Annotated in this window: 13 protein-coding genes and 1 tRNA gene; 6 read left to right on the forward strand and 8 right to left on the reverse strand. The window is 64.5% G+C overall.

The features are described 5' to 3' along the window. Window positions 1-120 precede the first annotated feature (120 nt). From BKY26_RS13275 to BKY26_RS13285, 3 genes are all read left to right on the forward strand, one after another. Window positions 121-1,341 carry an MFS transporter gene (locus tag BKY26_RS13275; RefSeq protein WP_071690871.1) on the forward strand — a complete coding sequence of 407 codons (1,221 nt, stop codon included), beginning with the start codon at window positions 121-123 and terminating at the stop codon, window positions 1,339-1,341. 81 nt (window positions 1,342-1,422) lie between these two features. Further along, a complete protein-coding gene (gene metG, locus BKY26_RS13280; protein WP_071690872.1) occupies window positions 1,423-3,141 on the forward strand; it encodes a methionine--tRNA ligase in 1,719 nt (572 codons plus the stop codon). A 13-nt stretch (window positions 3,142-3,154) separates the two neighbouring features. Continuing rightward, a tRNA-Leu gene (locus BKY26_RS13285) sits at window positions 3,155-3,241 on the forward strand. A gap of 646 nt (window positions 3,242-3,887) precedes the next feature. On the opposite strand, the gene BKY26_RS13290 is transcribed toward BKY26_RS13285, so the two are convergent. From BKY26_RS13290 to pseF, 6 genes are all read right to left on the reverse strand, one after another. Beyond that, on the reverse strand, window positions 3,888-4,535 hold the full coding sequence (locus BKY26_RS13290; protein ID WP_083431446.1) for a class I SAM-dependent methyltransferase: 648 nt from the start codon (window positions 4,533-4,535) through the stop codon (window positions 3,888-3,890). 115 nt (window positions 4,536-4,650) lie between these two features. Further along, window positions 4,651-5,433 carry a WbqC family protein gene (locus tag BKY26_RS13295; RefSeq protein WP_071690873.1) on the reverse strand — a complete coding sequence of 261 codons (783 nt, stop codon included), beginning with the start codon at window positions 5,431-5,433 and terminating at the stop codon, window positions 4,651-4,653. Next, complete coding sequence (gene pseI, locus BKY26_RS13300; protein ID WP_071690874.1) at window positions 5,430-6,476, reverse strand: pseudaminic acid synthase; 1,047 nt, start codon at window positions 6,474-6,476, stop codon at window positions 5,430-5,432. Before pseI ends, BKY26_RS13295 begins: the two co-directional genes overlap by 4 nt. Then, the gene (locus tag BKY26_RS13305; RefSeq protein ID WP_071690875.1) at window positions 6,473-7,507 is read right to left on the reverse strand and encodes a hypothetical protein; all 1,035 of its coding nucleotides are present in this window, start codon (window positions 7,505-7,507) and stop codon (window positions 6,473-6,475) included. Before BKY26_RS13305 ends, pseI begins: the two co-directional genes overlap by 4 nt. Further along, window positions 7,507-8,601 (reverse strand): hypothetical protein, encoded by a 1,095-nt coding sequence (locus tag BKY26_RS13310; RefSeq protein WP_071690876.1) that lies wholly within the window; start codon window positions 8,599-8,601, stop codon window positions 7,507-7,509. The genes BKY26_RS13305 and BKY26_RS13310 overlap by 1 nt, the downstream gene beginning before the upstream one ends. Beyond that, a complete protein-coding gene (gene pseF / locus BKY26_RS13315; protein WP_071690877.1) occupies window positions 8,598-9,293 on the reverse strand; it encodes a pseudaminic acid cytidylyltransferase in 696 nt (231 codons plus the stop codon). Before pseF ends, BKY26_RS13310 begins: the two co-directional genes overlap by 4 nt. A 327-nt stretch (window positions 9,294-9,620) precedes the next feature. On the opposite strand from pseF, the gene BKY26_RS13320 reads away from it, so the two are divergent. Beyond that, window positions 9,621-10,736, forward strand: a complete 1,116-nt coding sequence (locus BKY26_RS13320) for a glycine cleavage T C-terminal barrel domain-containing protein (RefSeq protein WP_071690878.1) — start codon at window positions 9,621-9,623, stop codon at window positions 10,734-10,736. A gap of 4 nt (window positions 10,737-10,740) precedes the next feature. On the opposite strand, the gene BKY26_RS13325 is transcribed toward BKY26_RS13320, so the two are convergent. Then, window positions 10,741-11,622: a LysR family transcriptional regulator gene (locus BKY26_RS13325; RefSeq protein WP_071690879.1), complete on the reverse strand. Its 882-nt coding sequence runs from the start codon at window positions 11,620-11,622 to the stop codon at window positions 10,741-10,743. Window positions 11,623-11,759: 137 nt separating this feature from the next. On the opposite strand from BKY26_RS13325, the gene BKY26_RS13330 reads away from it, so the two are divergent. Further along, window positions 11,760-13,949, forward strand: a complete 2,190-nt coding sequence (locus tag BKY26_RS13330) for a dehydrogenase E1 component subunit alpha/beta (protein WP_071690880.1) — start codon at window positions 11,760-11,762, stop codon at window positions 13,947-13,949. Then, on the forward strand, window positions 13,946-14,977 hold the full coding sequence (locus tag BKY26_RS13335; RefSeq protein ID WP_071690881.1) for an acyl carrier protein: 1,032 nt from the start codon (window positions 13,946-13,948) through the stop codon (window positions 14,975-14,977). Before BKY26_RS13330 ends, BKY26_RS13335 begins: the two co-directional genes overlap by 4 nt. A gap of 32 nt (window positions 14,978-15,009) precedes the next feature. On the opposite strand, the gene BKY26_RS13340 is transcribed toward BKY26_RS13335, so the two are convergent. Next, window positions 15,010-15,795, reverse strand: a complete 786-nt coding sequence (locus tag BKY26_RS13340; RefSeq protein WP_071690905.1) for a phytanoyl-CoA dioxygenase family protein — start codon at window positions 15,793-15,795, stop codon at window positions 15,010-15,012. Window positions 15,796-15,864 lie beyond the last annotated feature (69 nt).

Raw genomic sequence — 15,864 nt, forward strand, 5'->3', positions numbered from 1 at the left:
GCGATCCGGTACGCGCAGCATTGAGCGAACCCGCCATAAACGACCCCGCTGAGGTCGCCGGGGGGACAGCAGCGGACCACGCCGCCCCCCAGTCTGACAAAAAAGCCAGCCCCCTGCCCCATGCGCCTTCTCGTTTCCTTTGCCGCCCTCTTCCTGTCGATCTTCCTTCTGCAGATCTCGTCGGGCGGCGTGGGGCCGCTCGATGTGCTTTCGGGCACCGTCCTGGGCTTCACCAACAGCCAGATCGGCCTGCTCGGCTCCGCCCATTTCCTCGGCTTCTTCATCGGCTGCTGGTGGGCCCCGCGGCTGATGGGAACCATCGGCCATTCCCGCGCCTTCGCGGCCTTCACCGCCGCAGGTGCCATCGGGCTTCTCGCCCATATGCTGGTGCTGGATCCCTATGCCTGGGCGCTGATGCGCGTGGCCTCGGGCCTTTGCGTGGCAGGCTGCTACACGGTGGTCGAGGCCTGGCTGCAATCCAAGGTCACCAACGAGACGCGCGGCCGCGCCATGGGCAGCTACCGGATGGTCGACATGGTGGGCTCGCTCTGCGCGCAGATGATCATCGGCTTTCTGGAGCCGGCCCATTACGTCTCCTACAACCTGCTGGCGCTGCTGTGCTGTGCGACCCTGCTGCCGCTGACCCTGTCCCGCGCGACCGAGCCTGTGACCCCCGACGCCCCCCGCCTGCGTCCGGGCATGGCCTGGGCCAAGTCGCCGCTTGCCGTCGCGGGCGTCATGGTGGCTGCCGTCTCCTCTGCCTCGTTCCGCATGGTGGGTCCGCTCTATGGCACCGAGGTCGGTCTGCGCGCCGATCAGATCGCCTATTTCCTCTCCGCCTTCGTGCTTGGCGGCGCGCTGGCACAACTGCCCGCGGGATGGCTGGCGGACCGCTATGACCGCAGATGGGTGCTGATCGGCATGTCCATCGCTGCCCTGCCCGCCTGCGGGTTCACCATCGCCGTCAGCGACATGGGTACCGCCGCCGTCATGGGGGCGGCCTTTTTCTTCGGGCTGATGACCTTTCCGATCTACTCGATCTCCGCCGCCCATGCCCATGACTGGGCCGAAGATCACGAGCGGGTAGAGCTTTCCGCCGCGCTCATGTTCTTCTACGCGCTTGGCGCCATCGTCGCGCCGCTTCTGACCTCGAACCTGATTTCTCTCTACGGTCCCGGGGCGCTCTTCTCCTTCATCGCCGCCGCGCATCTGGGGCTGGTCGTCTTCGGCCTGATCCGCATGCGCCGCCGGGCCAGCGCCAGCACCCGCGCGCCCTATGTCTGGGTGCCGCGCACAAGCTTTCAGGTCGGGCGTATCTTCCGCCGAAATCACCGCCCCTGATCCCGAGCCGCGCAAGGGTTCTGGTCCTTGCCGCACGGCTGCGCTAAACGGGGCTGCGCAAGGACGACAAAAGGCTTTCCGATGGCACGAATCCTCATCACCTCGGCGATTCCCTATATCAACGGGATCAAGCACCTGGGCAATCTCGTGGGCAGCCAGCTGCCCGCCGATCTCTATGCCCGTTATCAGCGCGGCCGGGGCAATGAGGTCATGTTCCTGTGTGCCACCGACGAACATGGCACCCCCGCCGAACTGGCCGCCGCCAAGGCCGGCAAACCGGTTGCGGAGTACTGCGCTGAAATGTGGGCCATTCAGGCGGAAATCGCCAAGGGCTTCCGCCTCAGCTTCGACCATTTCGGACGCTCCTCCAGCAAGCAGAACCACAAGCTGACACAGCATCTGGCCGGCAAGCTCTACGAGGCCGGTCTGATCCGCGAGGTCGATGACCAGCAGATGTATTCCAAGGCCGATGGCCGCTTCCTGCCGGATCGCTATGTCGAGGGCACCTGCCCCAATTGCGGCTTCGAAAGTGCCCGTGGCGACCAGTGCGACAACTGCACCAAGCAGCTGGACCCCGTCGACCTGATCAACCCGCATTCCACCATCTCCGGCTCCACCGATCTGGAGATGCGCCCGACCAAGCACCTTTTCCTGCGCCAGTCCGCGATGAAGGACCAGTTGGAGGCGTGGATCGACTCCAAGACCGACTGGCCAGTGCTGACCACCTCGATTGCCAAGAAGTGGCTGAACGACGGCGACGGGTTGCAGGACCGGGGCATCACCCGCGATCTGGACTGGGGCATCCCGGTCAAGCGCGGGGATGAGGATTGGCCGGGCATGGAGGGCAAGGTCTTCTACGTCTGGTTCGACGCGCCGGTCGAGTATATCGCCTGCGCCGCCGAATGGGCTGAAGCCAATGGCAAGTCCGAGGCCGACTGGGAACGCTGGTGGCGCACCGACAAGGGCGCCGATGACGTGCGTTACGTCCAGTTCATGGGCAAGGACAACGTGCCCTTCCACACGCTCAGTTTCCCGGCCACGATCCTGGGCTCGGGCGAGCCGTGGAAGCTGGTCGATTACATCAAGTCCTTCAACTACCTGAATTATGATGGTGGCCAGTTCTCCACCAGCCGCGGGCGCGGCGTCTTCATGGATCAGGCGTTGGAGATTCTGCCCGCCGATTACTGGCGCTGGTGGCTTCTGTCCCATGCGCCGGAAAGCTCGGACAGCGAGTTCACCTGGGAAAACTTCCAGCAATCCGTGAACAAGGACCTGGCCGACGTGCTTGGCAACTTCGTCAGCCGCGTAACCAAGTTCTGCCGCTCCAAGTTTGGCGAAGTGGTGCCTGAGGGCGGCGATTACGGCGATCAGGAGTTTGCGCTGGTGGCCGAGCTGGAGGAAAAGCTTGAAGCCTACGAGGCCCATATGGAGGCGATGGAGATCCGCAAGGCTGCGGCCGAACTGCGCGCCATCTGGGTCGCTGGCAACGAATACCTGCAGGCCGCTGCCCCCTGGGCCGCCTTCAAGGAAGACCCCGACCGCGCCGCCGCCATCGTGCGGCTGTCGCTCAATCTGATCCGTCTGTATGCGGTCCTGTCGGAACCCTTCATCCCCGATGCATCGGCCACGATGCTGGCGGCGATGAACGCAGACGGCGCGGGTTGGCCCGATTCCGTGGGTGACGCGCTGGCGGTGCTGGAACCCGGCCATGGCTTTAGCGTGCCGGATGTGCTCTTTGCCAAGATCAGCGACGAGGACCGCGAAAGCTGGCAGGAAAGATTTGCAGGCACCCGGACCTGACCGGGGGCCGCATGCGGGCGTGATGGAATGGTAGACATATCAGACTTAAAATCTGAAGGGCCCTGTGCCCGTGTGGGTTCGAGTCCCACCGCCCGCACCACAAAGCTCGTTTTTTACTACCTCAAAGGGTGGTGCGTATTTTCCCGCTACCAATCCCCCTTTCCGCCCTCCCTATTGCGCGTTGTGAGTTGCCAGCTTGCGAGGCTGTCGCCAACCGTTCCGAGGCCTAATTGTTTGAGTGCCAGTCAGGGGTGCGGCGGCTAGCATTCGCGCAACTGCTATGCAACGGGATCACCTCGGCGCTACCGATTGCCTCGGCCTTCTACCGTGAATGGGGGGAGACCGTGGCCGAATTGGAAGCCGCCACCGACGCAGCGGGCGCCCCCCGCGCGCGTCTGCGACCCCAAGTTTTGCAGTAAATGCGCGGCCGCCGAAAGGGTGTTCGAAACATAGTTCTGCATAACCATGCTTCAGTCCAAGTCGTCCTTTGGAATTCGGCACTCTTGAATGGGACAAGTCCGGGCAAATCAGCCGGTTGAATGCATCCCTGACAGATGATCCGGAGTCATAGTGAGCTGACCCGGGGCAGCAGCTGAAAGCCCGCCTCGATCGCCAATGAACGAATGATGACGTCCATTTAAGCCAATCCGCTGCCCGACACGCCGTCCTTTCCTAGCGCGCAACCGAGGCTGTCACGCATGTGCCCATCTCGGGGACAGGTCCAACTCGGACTTCCGCAATGCCGATCAGCGGTCGGGGCTGACGGGCTGCTTGTAAACATACATGGTGAACTCGAAAGGAAAGCCGCCCGGGCGCGTTACATAGTCATGCCTCAGAACCGGATGACCGCCCAATTCGCGCTTGCAGAAGGAGAAGACCTCCATCGGGTCCACATACCACAGATCAGGGTCCTGAAAATCGACCCAGGTCGACATCGCGTTGAAGGCGATCCCCTTGTCCGCCGCGGCATACATCTTGCGCAGGGTGCTGGTCATGAAGCCCCAGTTGTCGGTCATGGTATTGTTGAAGACCCCCGACAACACCGCGTAGTCGTGCCCGCCCGGCAGGTCGTCAGAACCCGCATCCATGAGCGTGACCGTGGCCCGGTCATCATCGGCCAGCGATCTGTTGGCCAGTCGCACGAAATCAGCCACGACATCGACACCGGTGTAGCGGCTGGTCCGTCCACCGGCGCGCAGGTAATGGGCGAAATGCGCCAGCCCACAGCCCACGTCCAGCACCGATGTCATGTCCCGATCGACTTGCAGCAAGATCTCGAAACGCGCCTGTTGGCTGGCTTCGTCCGCATACTGTACCGCCTGAGCGCCTTCCCCCTTTTCCTTCAGGAGAGTCTCATAGTTGGCGATGATCTTATTCACGTCCTGATAGGGCATCGGGCCTGCTTGTTCTGCTTGGGTATGGCGGTTTCGCGCGATCCCGAGGGGCGCCTGCGGACGGTATCACGCACAAACCGGGACGGAAACAGGATTTCTGGACGCGCGGGCAAGCTCAGGGCGCGGGATCGTCGTCACCGGGCAAATCCAACGCCTCAATTCCGAGCGGTGTGCCAATGCCCTCGATGATCATCCGGCGCGTCTCGTCCGGCCCTGTCCAGGCCAGCGCGTCGATGATCGACATATGGGACTGGAACGCGTGCTTTGCCTGAGCGTAATGCGGATGCGCAAAGCTCATGAACCGAAGACGGACACCCTGCTCGGAGAAGGGGTTGCTGTCGCGCAGATAACCGGCGGACCCGACGGGCGAGAGGTAAATCCCTGCCTTCAGCCTTTCGCAGACCTGCAACAGCCGTTCCGACCGTTCGAAGTCCGGCAGATTCATCTGGCTGGTCTGGTGAAACGTCGCCTCAATACCGATTTCCGAGCAGATGTCGCGAATGAACCCGATATTCACCGCCGACAGCCCATGTGTTGACCGGGCCAGCCCGGTTTCCAGCAGGCGTTCCACCAAGGGCCAATGCGGCGCTTTTCCAAGACACCCCTTGATCCGCGCCACCAGCTTCCGTTCGAAATCGGGTTGCCCGAACCGGGCCTCGTTGATCAGCGGAAAAGAGGGCTTGCGCGCCACGGGCAGGGACAGCAGCACCGGCCCGTTCGGCCCGGAAATCCGGTTGCGGTTCTGCCAGCTCTGCTTGGTGAACTGCACATCGTCCAGAAACACGAAATCATCGGCCTGGGCAATCAACGAGAAATAGCCGAGCCACGGCAGGAAGGTGGGCTGCATGATGGCGCAAACCCGCTGATCCCCGGTCATCTGGGCAGGCCCGTCGGTCATGTCTCGACATCGTCATAGGTGATCGGGTGGCCCTTCGGCACATCCCTGACCAGCCGCCGACCCAGCACCGTCCCCTTGTCATTGGGCGGAATACCCGCCCCCGGCCGGACGAACCGGAAATCCGCGTCTGTCACGATCTCTCCCGCGCGCAGATCCCGAAGGCTGAAGGCCGACCGCCGGCCAACCGCCTTGCTGACCTGTTCGGAACTGGACGTGCCTTTCTTCCCGGTCCCCCGCGCGATTGCGGCCTCGGTGACACCGGCGGCGATGTCAGCCAGCACATCCGGCGTGGCAGAGAACCTGTGGTCGGGGCCGGTGCGGGTCGGATCGTTGGTGATGTGCTTCTCGATCGCCACGGCCCCCATGGCCGCCGCCAGAACCGCGGCGCGCGACCCGACCGTGTGGTCCGAGAACCCGACCATCCGCCCGAACCGCGCCCGCAGCGCATCCATCGCGGTCAGGTTGATCTCTTCGAACGGGGTCGGATAGGCCGATACGCAGTGCAGCAGGATCACGTCGCCCGCATTGGCCCGCTCCAGTACGTTCAGTGCATGCTCGACCTCGGCCAGTTCCGCCATGCCGGTCGACATGATCACTGGCTTGCCGGTGCCCGCGATTTCGATCAGCAGGTCATCGAAGGTCATCTCGAAGGACGCGATCTTATAGAGCGCGCAGCCAAGGTCTTCGGTGAACGGCAGGTCCATCGGGTCGTAGACAGAGGTAAAGGGCAGCATTCCCCGGGCGCGCGCCCTTTCGAACAGCGGCGCATGAAATTCCATCGGCATCGCGGCGGACTGGTACAGCTCATAGAGATTTGTGTGGCCCCAGACCTTGTCAACGGCAAGCGAGGGGTGATTGCTGTTCACCGTCAGGCTGTCGGCGCTGTAGGTCTGCAACTTGAACGCATCCCACCCGGCATCGGCGGCAAGATCCACAAGGGCAAGCGCCTGATCCAGATCGCCGTCGTGATTGGCACTGAGTTCCGCGATCAGGAATGACTTCTCGGTCTCTCCGATCTTCTTGCCGTCTACTGTGAGTGTCATCTGGGTCCTTTCTGGCACATTGCCATGATCGCCTCCGCCACGCGGGCCGCTCCGTTCCCGTCTACCGCGTCGGCAGCCTCCGAGACCAGCCCCAGATCCGGTTCGCGCGAGGTGACAAGCGTGGCAATGCGGTCGAAGAAGGCGGCTTTCCCGCCGGGATCGGCAGTGAAATGGATCTCAGCAAGGCCGCTGTCCCGAAACGCTTCGAAATAGGCGCGGTATTCGTCGTGATCCCACAGATAGAGCGCCCGGCGACCGAGGCAGGCCGCCTCGTAGCGGACAAGGCCGGGCCGACCGACGACAAGGCGTGCGCGCAGGTATAGCGGGATGAGCGAGCTCAGGCCGCGATGCAGCGTGATCTGCGGGCAGGTCGTGGTCAGTGCCTCAAGGTCCGCGACCAGATCGGGTGCGAACTGGGGGCCTATGACCACGTCGACCGGATACACGCCTCGCGCACAGGCGCGCGCAAGTCCAAGCGACAGACCGGTCGGATCGGCACCGCCGCAGGTCACGAGGATTGCACCCTCGCCTTTCACCGCCGCAGCCTTGGCCCTTGCATGGCGGTAGGCCTCTGGCAGGATCGCATAGGCGCTTCCGGCAAGCCAGCGCGTGTCCGGCAGCGGCGGGCGCAACTTGTCGGCGGCATGATAGGGCGTGACCAGTAGATCCGGCAGACAGCCCGGATCGGGCGCGGTGAAGTGGTCGGGCGGCATGCTGTCGATCACCACGACGCGGTGACCTGCGGCTTTCAGTGTCGCCACATCCGCCGCCGTGGCCATGGCGTTGCCATGGTGCAGCGTATCCAGCACGACAACCGCCCCCTCGGGCAGCGCAGCGATCCAGCCGGCATCGTCAAGGCGGCCATGCGCGGGAAGGCCAAGCTCCTCCATGACGTCCGGCCGTTCGGGCGACGAGACAAGCACATCGCCCTTCAGCGCCTGCGCGAGGGCGGCACAGCGTTGCAGGTGGCCAATGCCTATGCCCGCGCCACCGGATGCGCGCAGGACTATCGCGGGGGTCATCGCGGCCATCAGGCTGCAGCCTCTGTCAACAGCCGCTCCTCGATCATCGCGCAGACCCGGCTCACGTTCTGATCTACGTCACCGTAGTGGTCCAGCATCCGGCGCATTGGGTCCGTCATGCCCCCTTCGACAAAGGCCTCAAGCGATGCCCGGTCGGAGATCACGGGCAGGGACATCAGTTGGCGACAGTTTTCAGCCGCCATCAACGCCGCCGGTCGCCCCAGATAGAGCCCATCCAGAACCGCCGTCGACGGGGTGGAGACGATACAGTCCACGAGGCTCAGCACGTCGACGATGTTCATGCCCTTAAGCGGACCGGAATGCTGGAACGAGAAGACCACGTTCGGGCAGTCTTGGCCGAGTTGCCTGTCATGCTGGCTGTAGTTTGAGCGGACCTTGCCGCGATGCGGCCGGACAATCACCGCGACATCCGGGTTTCGCTGGCAATATGCGCGGATCATGCCGTAGGCCTGCTCGATCTGGTTGGCATCATGGCCGCCGCCCCGGAACGTGTGACAGATCAGGACGCGCCTGCGGAACCCGGCCAGCCGTTGCGCAAGCGCCTCGGGGGGGCGACGCAGCTCGAAAACCGGTTTCTTGGTAAAGCCGGAAATGCGGATGCGCGGCGCCACGTCCGGCGCCAGAATGCCATCATGGCAGGAAGGATCTTCCCACAGGAAGACCGGATCGGAATGAAACTCCGTTGCGCTGCCATCGTCCGAGTAGGTCAGGTGCTGCTGGATGACACCATGCTGCATGTAGATCGTCGGAATGCCCGCGTCCTTTATGTAGCGCCCGCGCGCGCCGAAAACCGACTCGTCATGGCAGGGGTCGCCGATCACGAGCAGCCGGTCGACCCCGCGCAGCAGGCGACGATAGTAGACACCCGCCTTCATCAGCTTGTTGGGCCGCACCCGATACGCCATGCCCGATCCGCGCAACAGCTTGCGCACGCGCGCTTCGCGCCGCCACAGGCCGGAGGTCACGAACAGATCCAGCTCGACCCGCCCCCCATCCCTGAGGCCCGCGAGGATCGGATAGAGGTTTTCAACGTCCGGCACACCGTTCAGAAAGGCCCCCAGGATGGGGCGGCGGGCTGTCATGCCTCGACCTCTTCCAGCACTTTCGCCAGCAATTCCGCAAAGGCCCAGTCCTCGGGGGTGTCGATGTCCTGCACCCGGTGACGCGGCAGGACAACCGGGATCGTCGGGGACCGCAAGGCCCGGCGGTCCGACAGCCATGCCTCTGCCGTTCCCCAGACGAACTGCGCGGCATCATGATAGGCCTCGCGCAGGTCCTGACTGCGCAGAAACAGATTGTCCTGGTTCATCATGGTCAGCTGGCCATCCGTCTCGACCAGCGCGCGTTCCACGGGGGCCGGGAAACTGGCCACGGAAATCGCGTAATCGGCATCCGAGGCCGTCAGCCTGTCCAGCCCGTCGCGCAGGTCCGCCGCCCTCAGGAACGGGGCGGTGGCGTAGATCAGGCAAACCAAGTCAGGAGGGGTGATCGACAGCGACAATTGCCGGATCGCGTCCTGCACGACCTCGGTCAGACCGGCGTGGTCATTGGCCAGATCGGCCTGCCGCAGAAACGGCACCTCGGCCCCCGACGCGCGGGCGACCTCGGCAATCTCGGCATCATCGGTGGTGACGACCACCCGGTCGAACAGGCCCGAGGACAGCGCCTCGCGGATGGCCCAGGAAATCATCGGCTGGCCGCGGAATGGCCGGATATTCTTGCGCGGAATCCGCTTGGAGCCACCGCGCGCGGGGATGATAGCAACGGTTTTCAAGCCCGGAGTCCTTCCGCTTCAAACTGGACAGCGTCTGTATATCACCTTTGCGGCAAGCTTGAAGGCTTCGCAGGGGACTGCGCCTGTTTTCCGTTTCATGCACGGTTTGTAAATGGCGGATTGCATCTCCGGCAGGCTAAGGCCTGCGCCTGCCCATCACCGCCAGAGATATGCCATGCCGCGCGCGCGGGTCGGCCCGCGCATACGGGATCGGGCTGACGAACCCGCCCTAGCGCCCAAATCGGGCGGCAGGCGCACAGAACGGCTTGCACTCCTCGGGAACCGATTCAACAAGGGGACAAGCGCAGTTTTCCCGGAAGGCCCCCAATGTCCTTTGACATCAATATCGGTCCCAACATTCGCAAGTCGGCCTATTTCGAGGCGACCGTTGCCGACGGTGTGCGGTCCTTCTCGGTTTACAACCACATGTATATTCCCGGCAATTTCGGCGACCCGGAGGCGGAATATGACCGGCTGTTGAATGGCGTCGCGATGTGGGACGTGGCCGCGCAACGGCAGGTGGAGCTTTCTGGCCCCGATGCGGGCGCGCTGGCGCAATACCTGACGCCGCGCAACCTGTCGGCGACAAGGGTCGGCCAGGGCCGTTATGTACCGCTCTGCGATCACGATGGCTGGCTGATCAACGACCCGGTTCTGCTGAAACTGGAGGATACCCGCTATTGGCTGTCGGTCGCGGATAGCGATATTCATCTCTGGGCCGCCGCCGTCGCGCGGGAAAAGCGAATGGATGTGCAGGTGTTCGAGCCCGATGTCTCGCCGCTGGCCATTCAGGGTCCGAAGGCCGAAGACGTGACCGCCGCGCTATTCGGGAATTGGGTGCGCGAACTGCGCTACTTCGCGTTCCGCGAAACCGAGCTGAACGGCATCCCGCTGGTGCTGGCGCGGTCCGGCTGGTCGAAACAGGGCGGGTTTGAGCTTTACCTGACGGATGGCAGCCGGGGTGGCGATCTGTGGCAGGCGGTGAAAGAGGCGGGCCGGCCCTTCGGCATCGGGCCGGGCGCGCCGAATGATACCGAACGGCTGGAAAGCGGGCTGATTTCCTATGGCGCGGATATGCGGTTGCAGACGCATCGGACAAATCCCTACGAAATGGGCTTTGGCCCGCTGATCGATCTTGCCGCAGGGCATGATTTCATCGGTCGCGCGGCGCTGGAACGGATCGCGGCGAACGGCCCTGCACGCCGCCGGGTCGGGCTGGTGCTGGACGGCGACCCAGTGCAGCCGAACGCCCATCCGGTGCAGCTGCTTCAGGACGGCCAGCCGGTCGGTCATGTCAGCGAGGTGGCGGCGTCCCGCCGCCTGGGGATGAATATCGGCGTCGGTCTGATCCGCGCGGATATCGCCGACAGCGCCACCGGTCTCAGCGTCGCCCTGCCCGATGGAACCCGTGCCGCCCGGCTGGCGCCCCTGCCCTTCGCCTGACGCCTCACAGATCCGAGCGGATCCACTCCGCGAACCGTTCCAGCGGCGCGCGCATTGGCCGGTCATTGGGCCATACAAGGTAGTAGCTGCCGGTTGAGGCCACTGGACCGCCATAGGCCACGACCAGCCGTCCCCGCGCGATCTCGGCCTCGGCAAGAAATGTGGGCAGGAGGGCAACGCCCATTTCCAGCGCCGCGGCCTGAGCAATGGTCGTGAACTGATCGAAGAGCATGCCGCGCGGGGCGCTGACATCGACGCCCTGATGGTGGAACCAATCCTCCCATGCGCTCGCTCGGGTATCGAGATGCAGCAGCGGCAGGTCCAGCAGCGCCTCGGGGCGGTCCAGCGCATCCGTCAGCAACCCCGGCGCGCAGACCGGCAGCACCTCCTCGCCCGCGATCTTCAGATAGGACACGCCGGGCCAGTCCTGCGCGCCGAAATGCACCGCCGCATCGAAGGGTTCGCGGGCGAAATCAAACGGCTTCAGCCGGGTGGACAGGTTCAGCGACACTTCCGGGTGCGCAAGGCTGAACCGGCGAAAACGGGGTGCCAGCCAATGGATTCCGAAGGTGGGCAGGATCGACAGATCAAGACTGCCGCCATCGGGATTTGCCTTCAACCGCAGCGAGGCACGAGACAGGGCCGTCAGGCTTTCCCTCAGCGTCTGGCAATAATCCACCGCAGCGGGCGTCAGCCGCAACCCGCCCCGCCCCGGCTGCACCAGCGTGACGCCCAACTGATCCTCCAGCACCTTGATCTGGCGGCTGACCGCGCTGTGCGTGAGCGATAACTCTTCCGCTGCAGCGGTGGCGCTGCCAAGGCGGTCCACCGCCTCCAGCGCCAGCATGGAGGGAAGCGAGGGCAGGAAGCGGCGCGAGGCAATCATGTGAGTTTTTCTCCAACTCGTCGGAGAATTCATCATTGGCGCTGCCGTGTAAATACGCATATTTCAGAAGGGAAAGTGACAGCCCCGCTGCGATCTCCTTCAATAAAATCGCACGGAACAAGCCAGTAGAGGCCCCCATGGACCGCGCCCAGATCGTCCACGACAATTTCCTGACCCGCGTGGCCAAGCGCGATTTCCCCCCCGGCAGGCCCCCCGCGCCGGGCCTGCCCGCCCCGCTGGCGGTGTCGCTCTTCCGGTCGCAGTGCCTGTCCCGCGCGCTCGACCGGGAAAGCCGCGCGATGCAGAAGGCGGGGCAAGGGTATTACACGATCGGTTCCTCGGGGCATGAAGGCATGGCCGCCGTCGCCGCCGCCCTGCGCCCCACGGATCCGGCCTTCCTTCATTACCGCGATGCCGCCTTCCAGATCGCCCGCAGCGCGCAGGTGCCGGGGCAGAATATCACCTGGGACATGCTGCTGTCCTTCGCCTGCTCCTCGGAAGACCCGATTTCAGGCGGGCGGCACAAGGTTCTGGGTTCGCGTGACCTGATGATCCCACCCCAGACCTCGACGATTGCCAGTCACCTGCCAAAAGCGGTCGGCGCGGCATTTTCCGTCGGCCTCGCCCGTCGGCATCCGCCCGAACATAAGCTCTATGCCGATGACGCCATCGTCATGTGCAGCTTCGGCGATGCCTCCACCAACCATTCCACCGCGCAAGGGGCCATCAACACGGCGGGCTGGACCTCGGTTCAATCCACACCCCTGCCGCTGCTTTTTGTCTGCGAGGACAATGGCATCGGCATCTCGGTCAAGACGCCGAAAGGCTGGATCGAGGCCAGCATGCGCCACCGCCCCGGCATCCGGTATTTCAGCGCCGACGGGCTCGATATCTACGACACCTACAAAGTCGCGCAGGAGGCCGCCGATTACGTCCGCACCCGCCGCAAGCCCGCCTTCCTGCACCTGCGCACCGTCCGGCTCTATGGCCATGCGGGCGCGGATGTGGCGCTGAGCTACCTGTCGAAAGACGAGGTCGAGGCCGGCGAAGCCAACGATCCGCTTCTTCATTCCGCCCGTCTGCTGGACAAATCCGGCGCCCTGCCCGCCGAGGATGCACTGGCGATCTACGAGGACACCAACGCCCGCGTGACCCGCGTGGCGGCAGAGGCCGTGACCCGCCCCCGCCTGCAGGACGCGGCGGGCGTGATGGCCAGCCTCACCCCCCCGAAACGCGACTGCGCACCGACGAATGGCCCCTCGGCGGAGGCGCGGGCGGCCGCGTTCGGCGCGGACATGAAGGCGATGGACAGCCCTCAGCCCCTGTCGAAAATCCTCAACCTCGCGCTCACCGACCTGATGCTGGACCATCGCGAAATCGTCCTGATGGGCGAGGATGTCGGCCGCAAGGGCGGTGTCTATGGCGTCACGCAGAAGCTGCAACAGCGCTACGGCCCCGACCGGGTGATCGACACGCTGCTTGATGAACAATCCATCCTTGGCAATGCAATCGGCATGGCAGGCAATGGCTTCGTGCCCATCCCCGAGATTCAGTTCCTCGCCTATCTGCACAACGCCGAGGATCAACTGCGAGGAGAGGCCGCCACCCTGCCCTTCTTCTCGAACGGCCAGTTCACCAACCCGATGGTGGTGCGGATCGCCGGGCTTGGCTATCAGAAGGGGTTCGGTGGCCATTTCCACAATGACAACTCGCTGGCCGTGCTGCGCGACATTCCCGGCCTCATCCTCGCCTGCCCCTCCACCGGCGAAGACGCGGCCATGATGCTGCGTGAAAGCGTGCGGCTGGCGCGGGAGGAACAGCGGGTCGTCGTCTTTGTGGAACCCATTGCGCTCTACCCGATGCGCGACCTGCATGAAGCGGGCGATGGCGGCTGGATGACGCGCTATCCCGCCCCCGACCGGCGCATTCCGCTTGGCGAGATCGGCCAGCAGGGCGACGGGCAGGATCTGGCGATCATCACCTATGGCAACGGGCATTACCTGTCGCAGCAGGCACAGGCGCGGCTGGAGGCGGACGGGATCAGAACCCGCGTCATTGACCTGCGCTGGCTGGCGCCCCTGCCGGTCGATGCCATGATCGAGGCCGTCCGAGGCTGCGCCCATGTTCTGGTGGTCGACGAATGCCGCTTCACCGGCGGCCAGGCCGAGGCGCTGATGGCGCATCTGCACGAGGCCGGGATCGCCAGTTTCGCGCGGGTGACGGCAGAGGACAGCTTCATCGCCACCGGCCCTGCCTATGGCGCGACGCTACCCTCGGCGGAGGGCATCTACACGGCGGCGAAGACCCTGACGGGAGGCATGGCATGACACGCAAGGCGGTTCTGATCTGCCCCGGACGGGGCACCTACAACGCCCCCGAACTGGGCTATCTTGGGCGCCACCACGGGGCGCGCTCAGATCTTGTTGCGCGCTTCGATGCAATCCGAGCTGAGGCGGGCCGTGAAACCGTTTCCGCGCTGGACAGCGCCGGGAAATTCAGCGTCTCGAAATACTCGCGCGGCGACGTGGCCTCGCCCCTCATCTGCGCCTGTTCGCTGGCCGATGCGGCGGCACTGGCCGAGGATATCGAGGTCGTCGCCGTCACCGGCAATTCCATGGGCTGGTATCTGGCGCTGGCCGCGGGTGGCGCCCTGTCGCCCGAGGACGGGTTCCGCGTGGTCGACACCATGGGCAGCCTGATGCAGGAGCACCTGATCGGCGGGCAACTGGTCTACCCGTGGATGGGCGAGGACTGGCAACCGGATTTGGGGCGCAAGGCGGAGTTGTTGGAGATCGTGGCAGGGATCAACGCCCGCGACGGGCAGGATCTGCACCTCTCCATCGACCTTGGTGGCATGTTGGTGCTGGCAGGGAACGATGCCGGGCTGAAAGCCTTTGAAACCGCTGTTCCCCCTGTCGGTGGACGCTTCCCCATGCGGCTGGCCAACCATGCGGCGTTCCACACCGCGATGCAGGCCCCCGTGGCCGAAAAGGGCCGCGCCGCACTGCCGGCGACGCTCTTCGGTCAGCCGCAAAAGCCCCTCATCGACGGGCGCGGGTCCGTCTGGTGGCCAGGGGCCACGGACACACAAGCGCTCTGGCGCTACACCTTCGATACGCAGGTCTGCGAGACCTACGACTTCACCGCAGCAATCCGCACGGCGGCCCGCGAATTCGCCCCCGACCTCTTCATCGTGACCGGCCCGGGCGCGACGCTTGGCGGGGCCGTGGCGCAGTCGCTGGTGCTGGCCCAGTGGAAAGGCATGGCGGACAAGGCGGGGTTCGAGGCCGTGCAGGCAAGCGAAAAACTCCTCGTCTCCATGAGCCGCGAGGATCAGCGCGCGCAGGTCACCTGACGCAAGGGGCCGGGCACCCGGCCCCCCACTGGTCACGCCGCGTAGATCACCGGAAAGCGCCCGCCCCGGAAGGGATCGCCCTTCGCAAGGCTCGCATCATGCAGCCATTCCGTGACCTCATCACGCGGATCATACGTGGCGCCCTCCACCGCAAAACGGATCGCGTAGCCCCGCCGCCGGTGGGTCGAGGTACGGTTGCCCATGGCCGAATGCACGCTCATCCCGTCAAAGGCCAGCGCATCGCCGGGGGCCATCTGCGGGAAGTGGAAGATGTCGTAGCTCGCCCGCTCCGCCTCGAAATCCGGCATGTCGATATAGTCGGGGTTCCCCACCTCCAGGTAATGCGAAAACGCGCCGAGCTGGTCGGTCTTGAATGGCCGGTATTTCGCGCCCCAGGCGTGCGACCCGCGCACGAATTCCAGCGCGCCATTATCCGCGTCCACATCATCAAGCGCGATCCACATGGTCATGATCGGGCCCTGAACAGGCCAGTAAGGCTGATCCGTGTGCCAGCCTGTCTGGGTCTTCGTCCCCGGCTCCTTCACGAAGATCTGGTCGTAGATGAGCGAGGTCCACGGGCTGCCCGCCACCTCGGCCACACGCTGGCCGATATCCGATTGAAGGCAATAGTCCTGAAAGGTGCCGGGCCGCTCGCGCATGTTCTTGTAGGCGAAATAGCGCTCGCCCTTCTGCACTTCGAGGTCGATCGCCGCGCGCAGCTTCTCGATCCACTCGGGCGAAACCGCATTGCGCAGCAGCACGACACCGTCGCGCTTGTAGTCCTCCTGCACCCGTGGCAGGTCTGGGGTAAGGGTCATCTGGAAAGCTCCGATCATCCGGGCTGCCATCGCGGCAGCCATGTCATCTGGGGCGAGGCCCCGGTTTTT

This window comes from Nioella sediminis (genome assembly GCF_001879695.1).
In the GTDB taxonomy this organism is placed as follows: Bacteria; Pseudomonadota; Alphaproteobacteria; order Rhodobacterales; family Rhodobacteraceae; genus Nioella; species Nioella sediminis.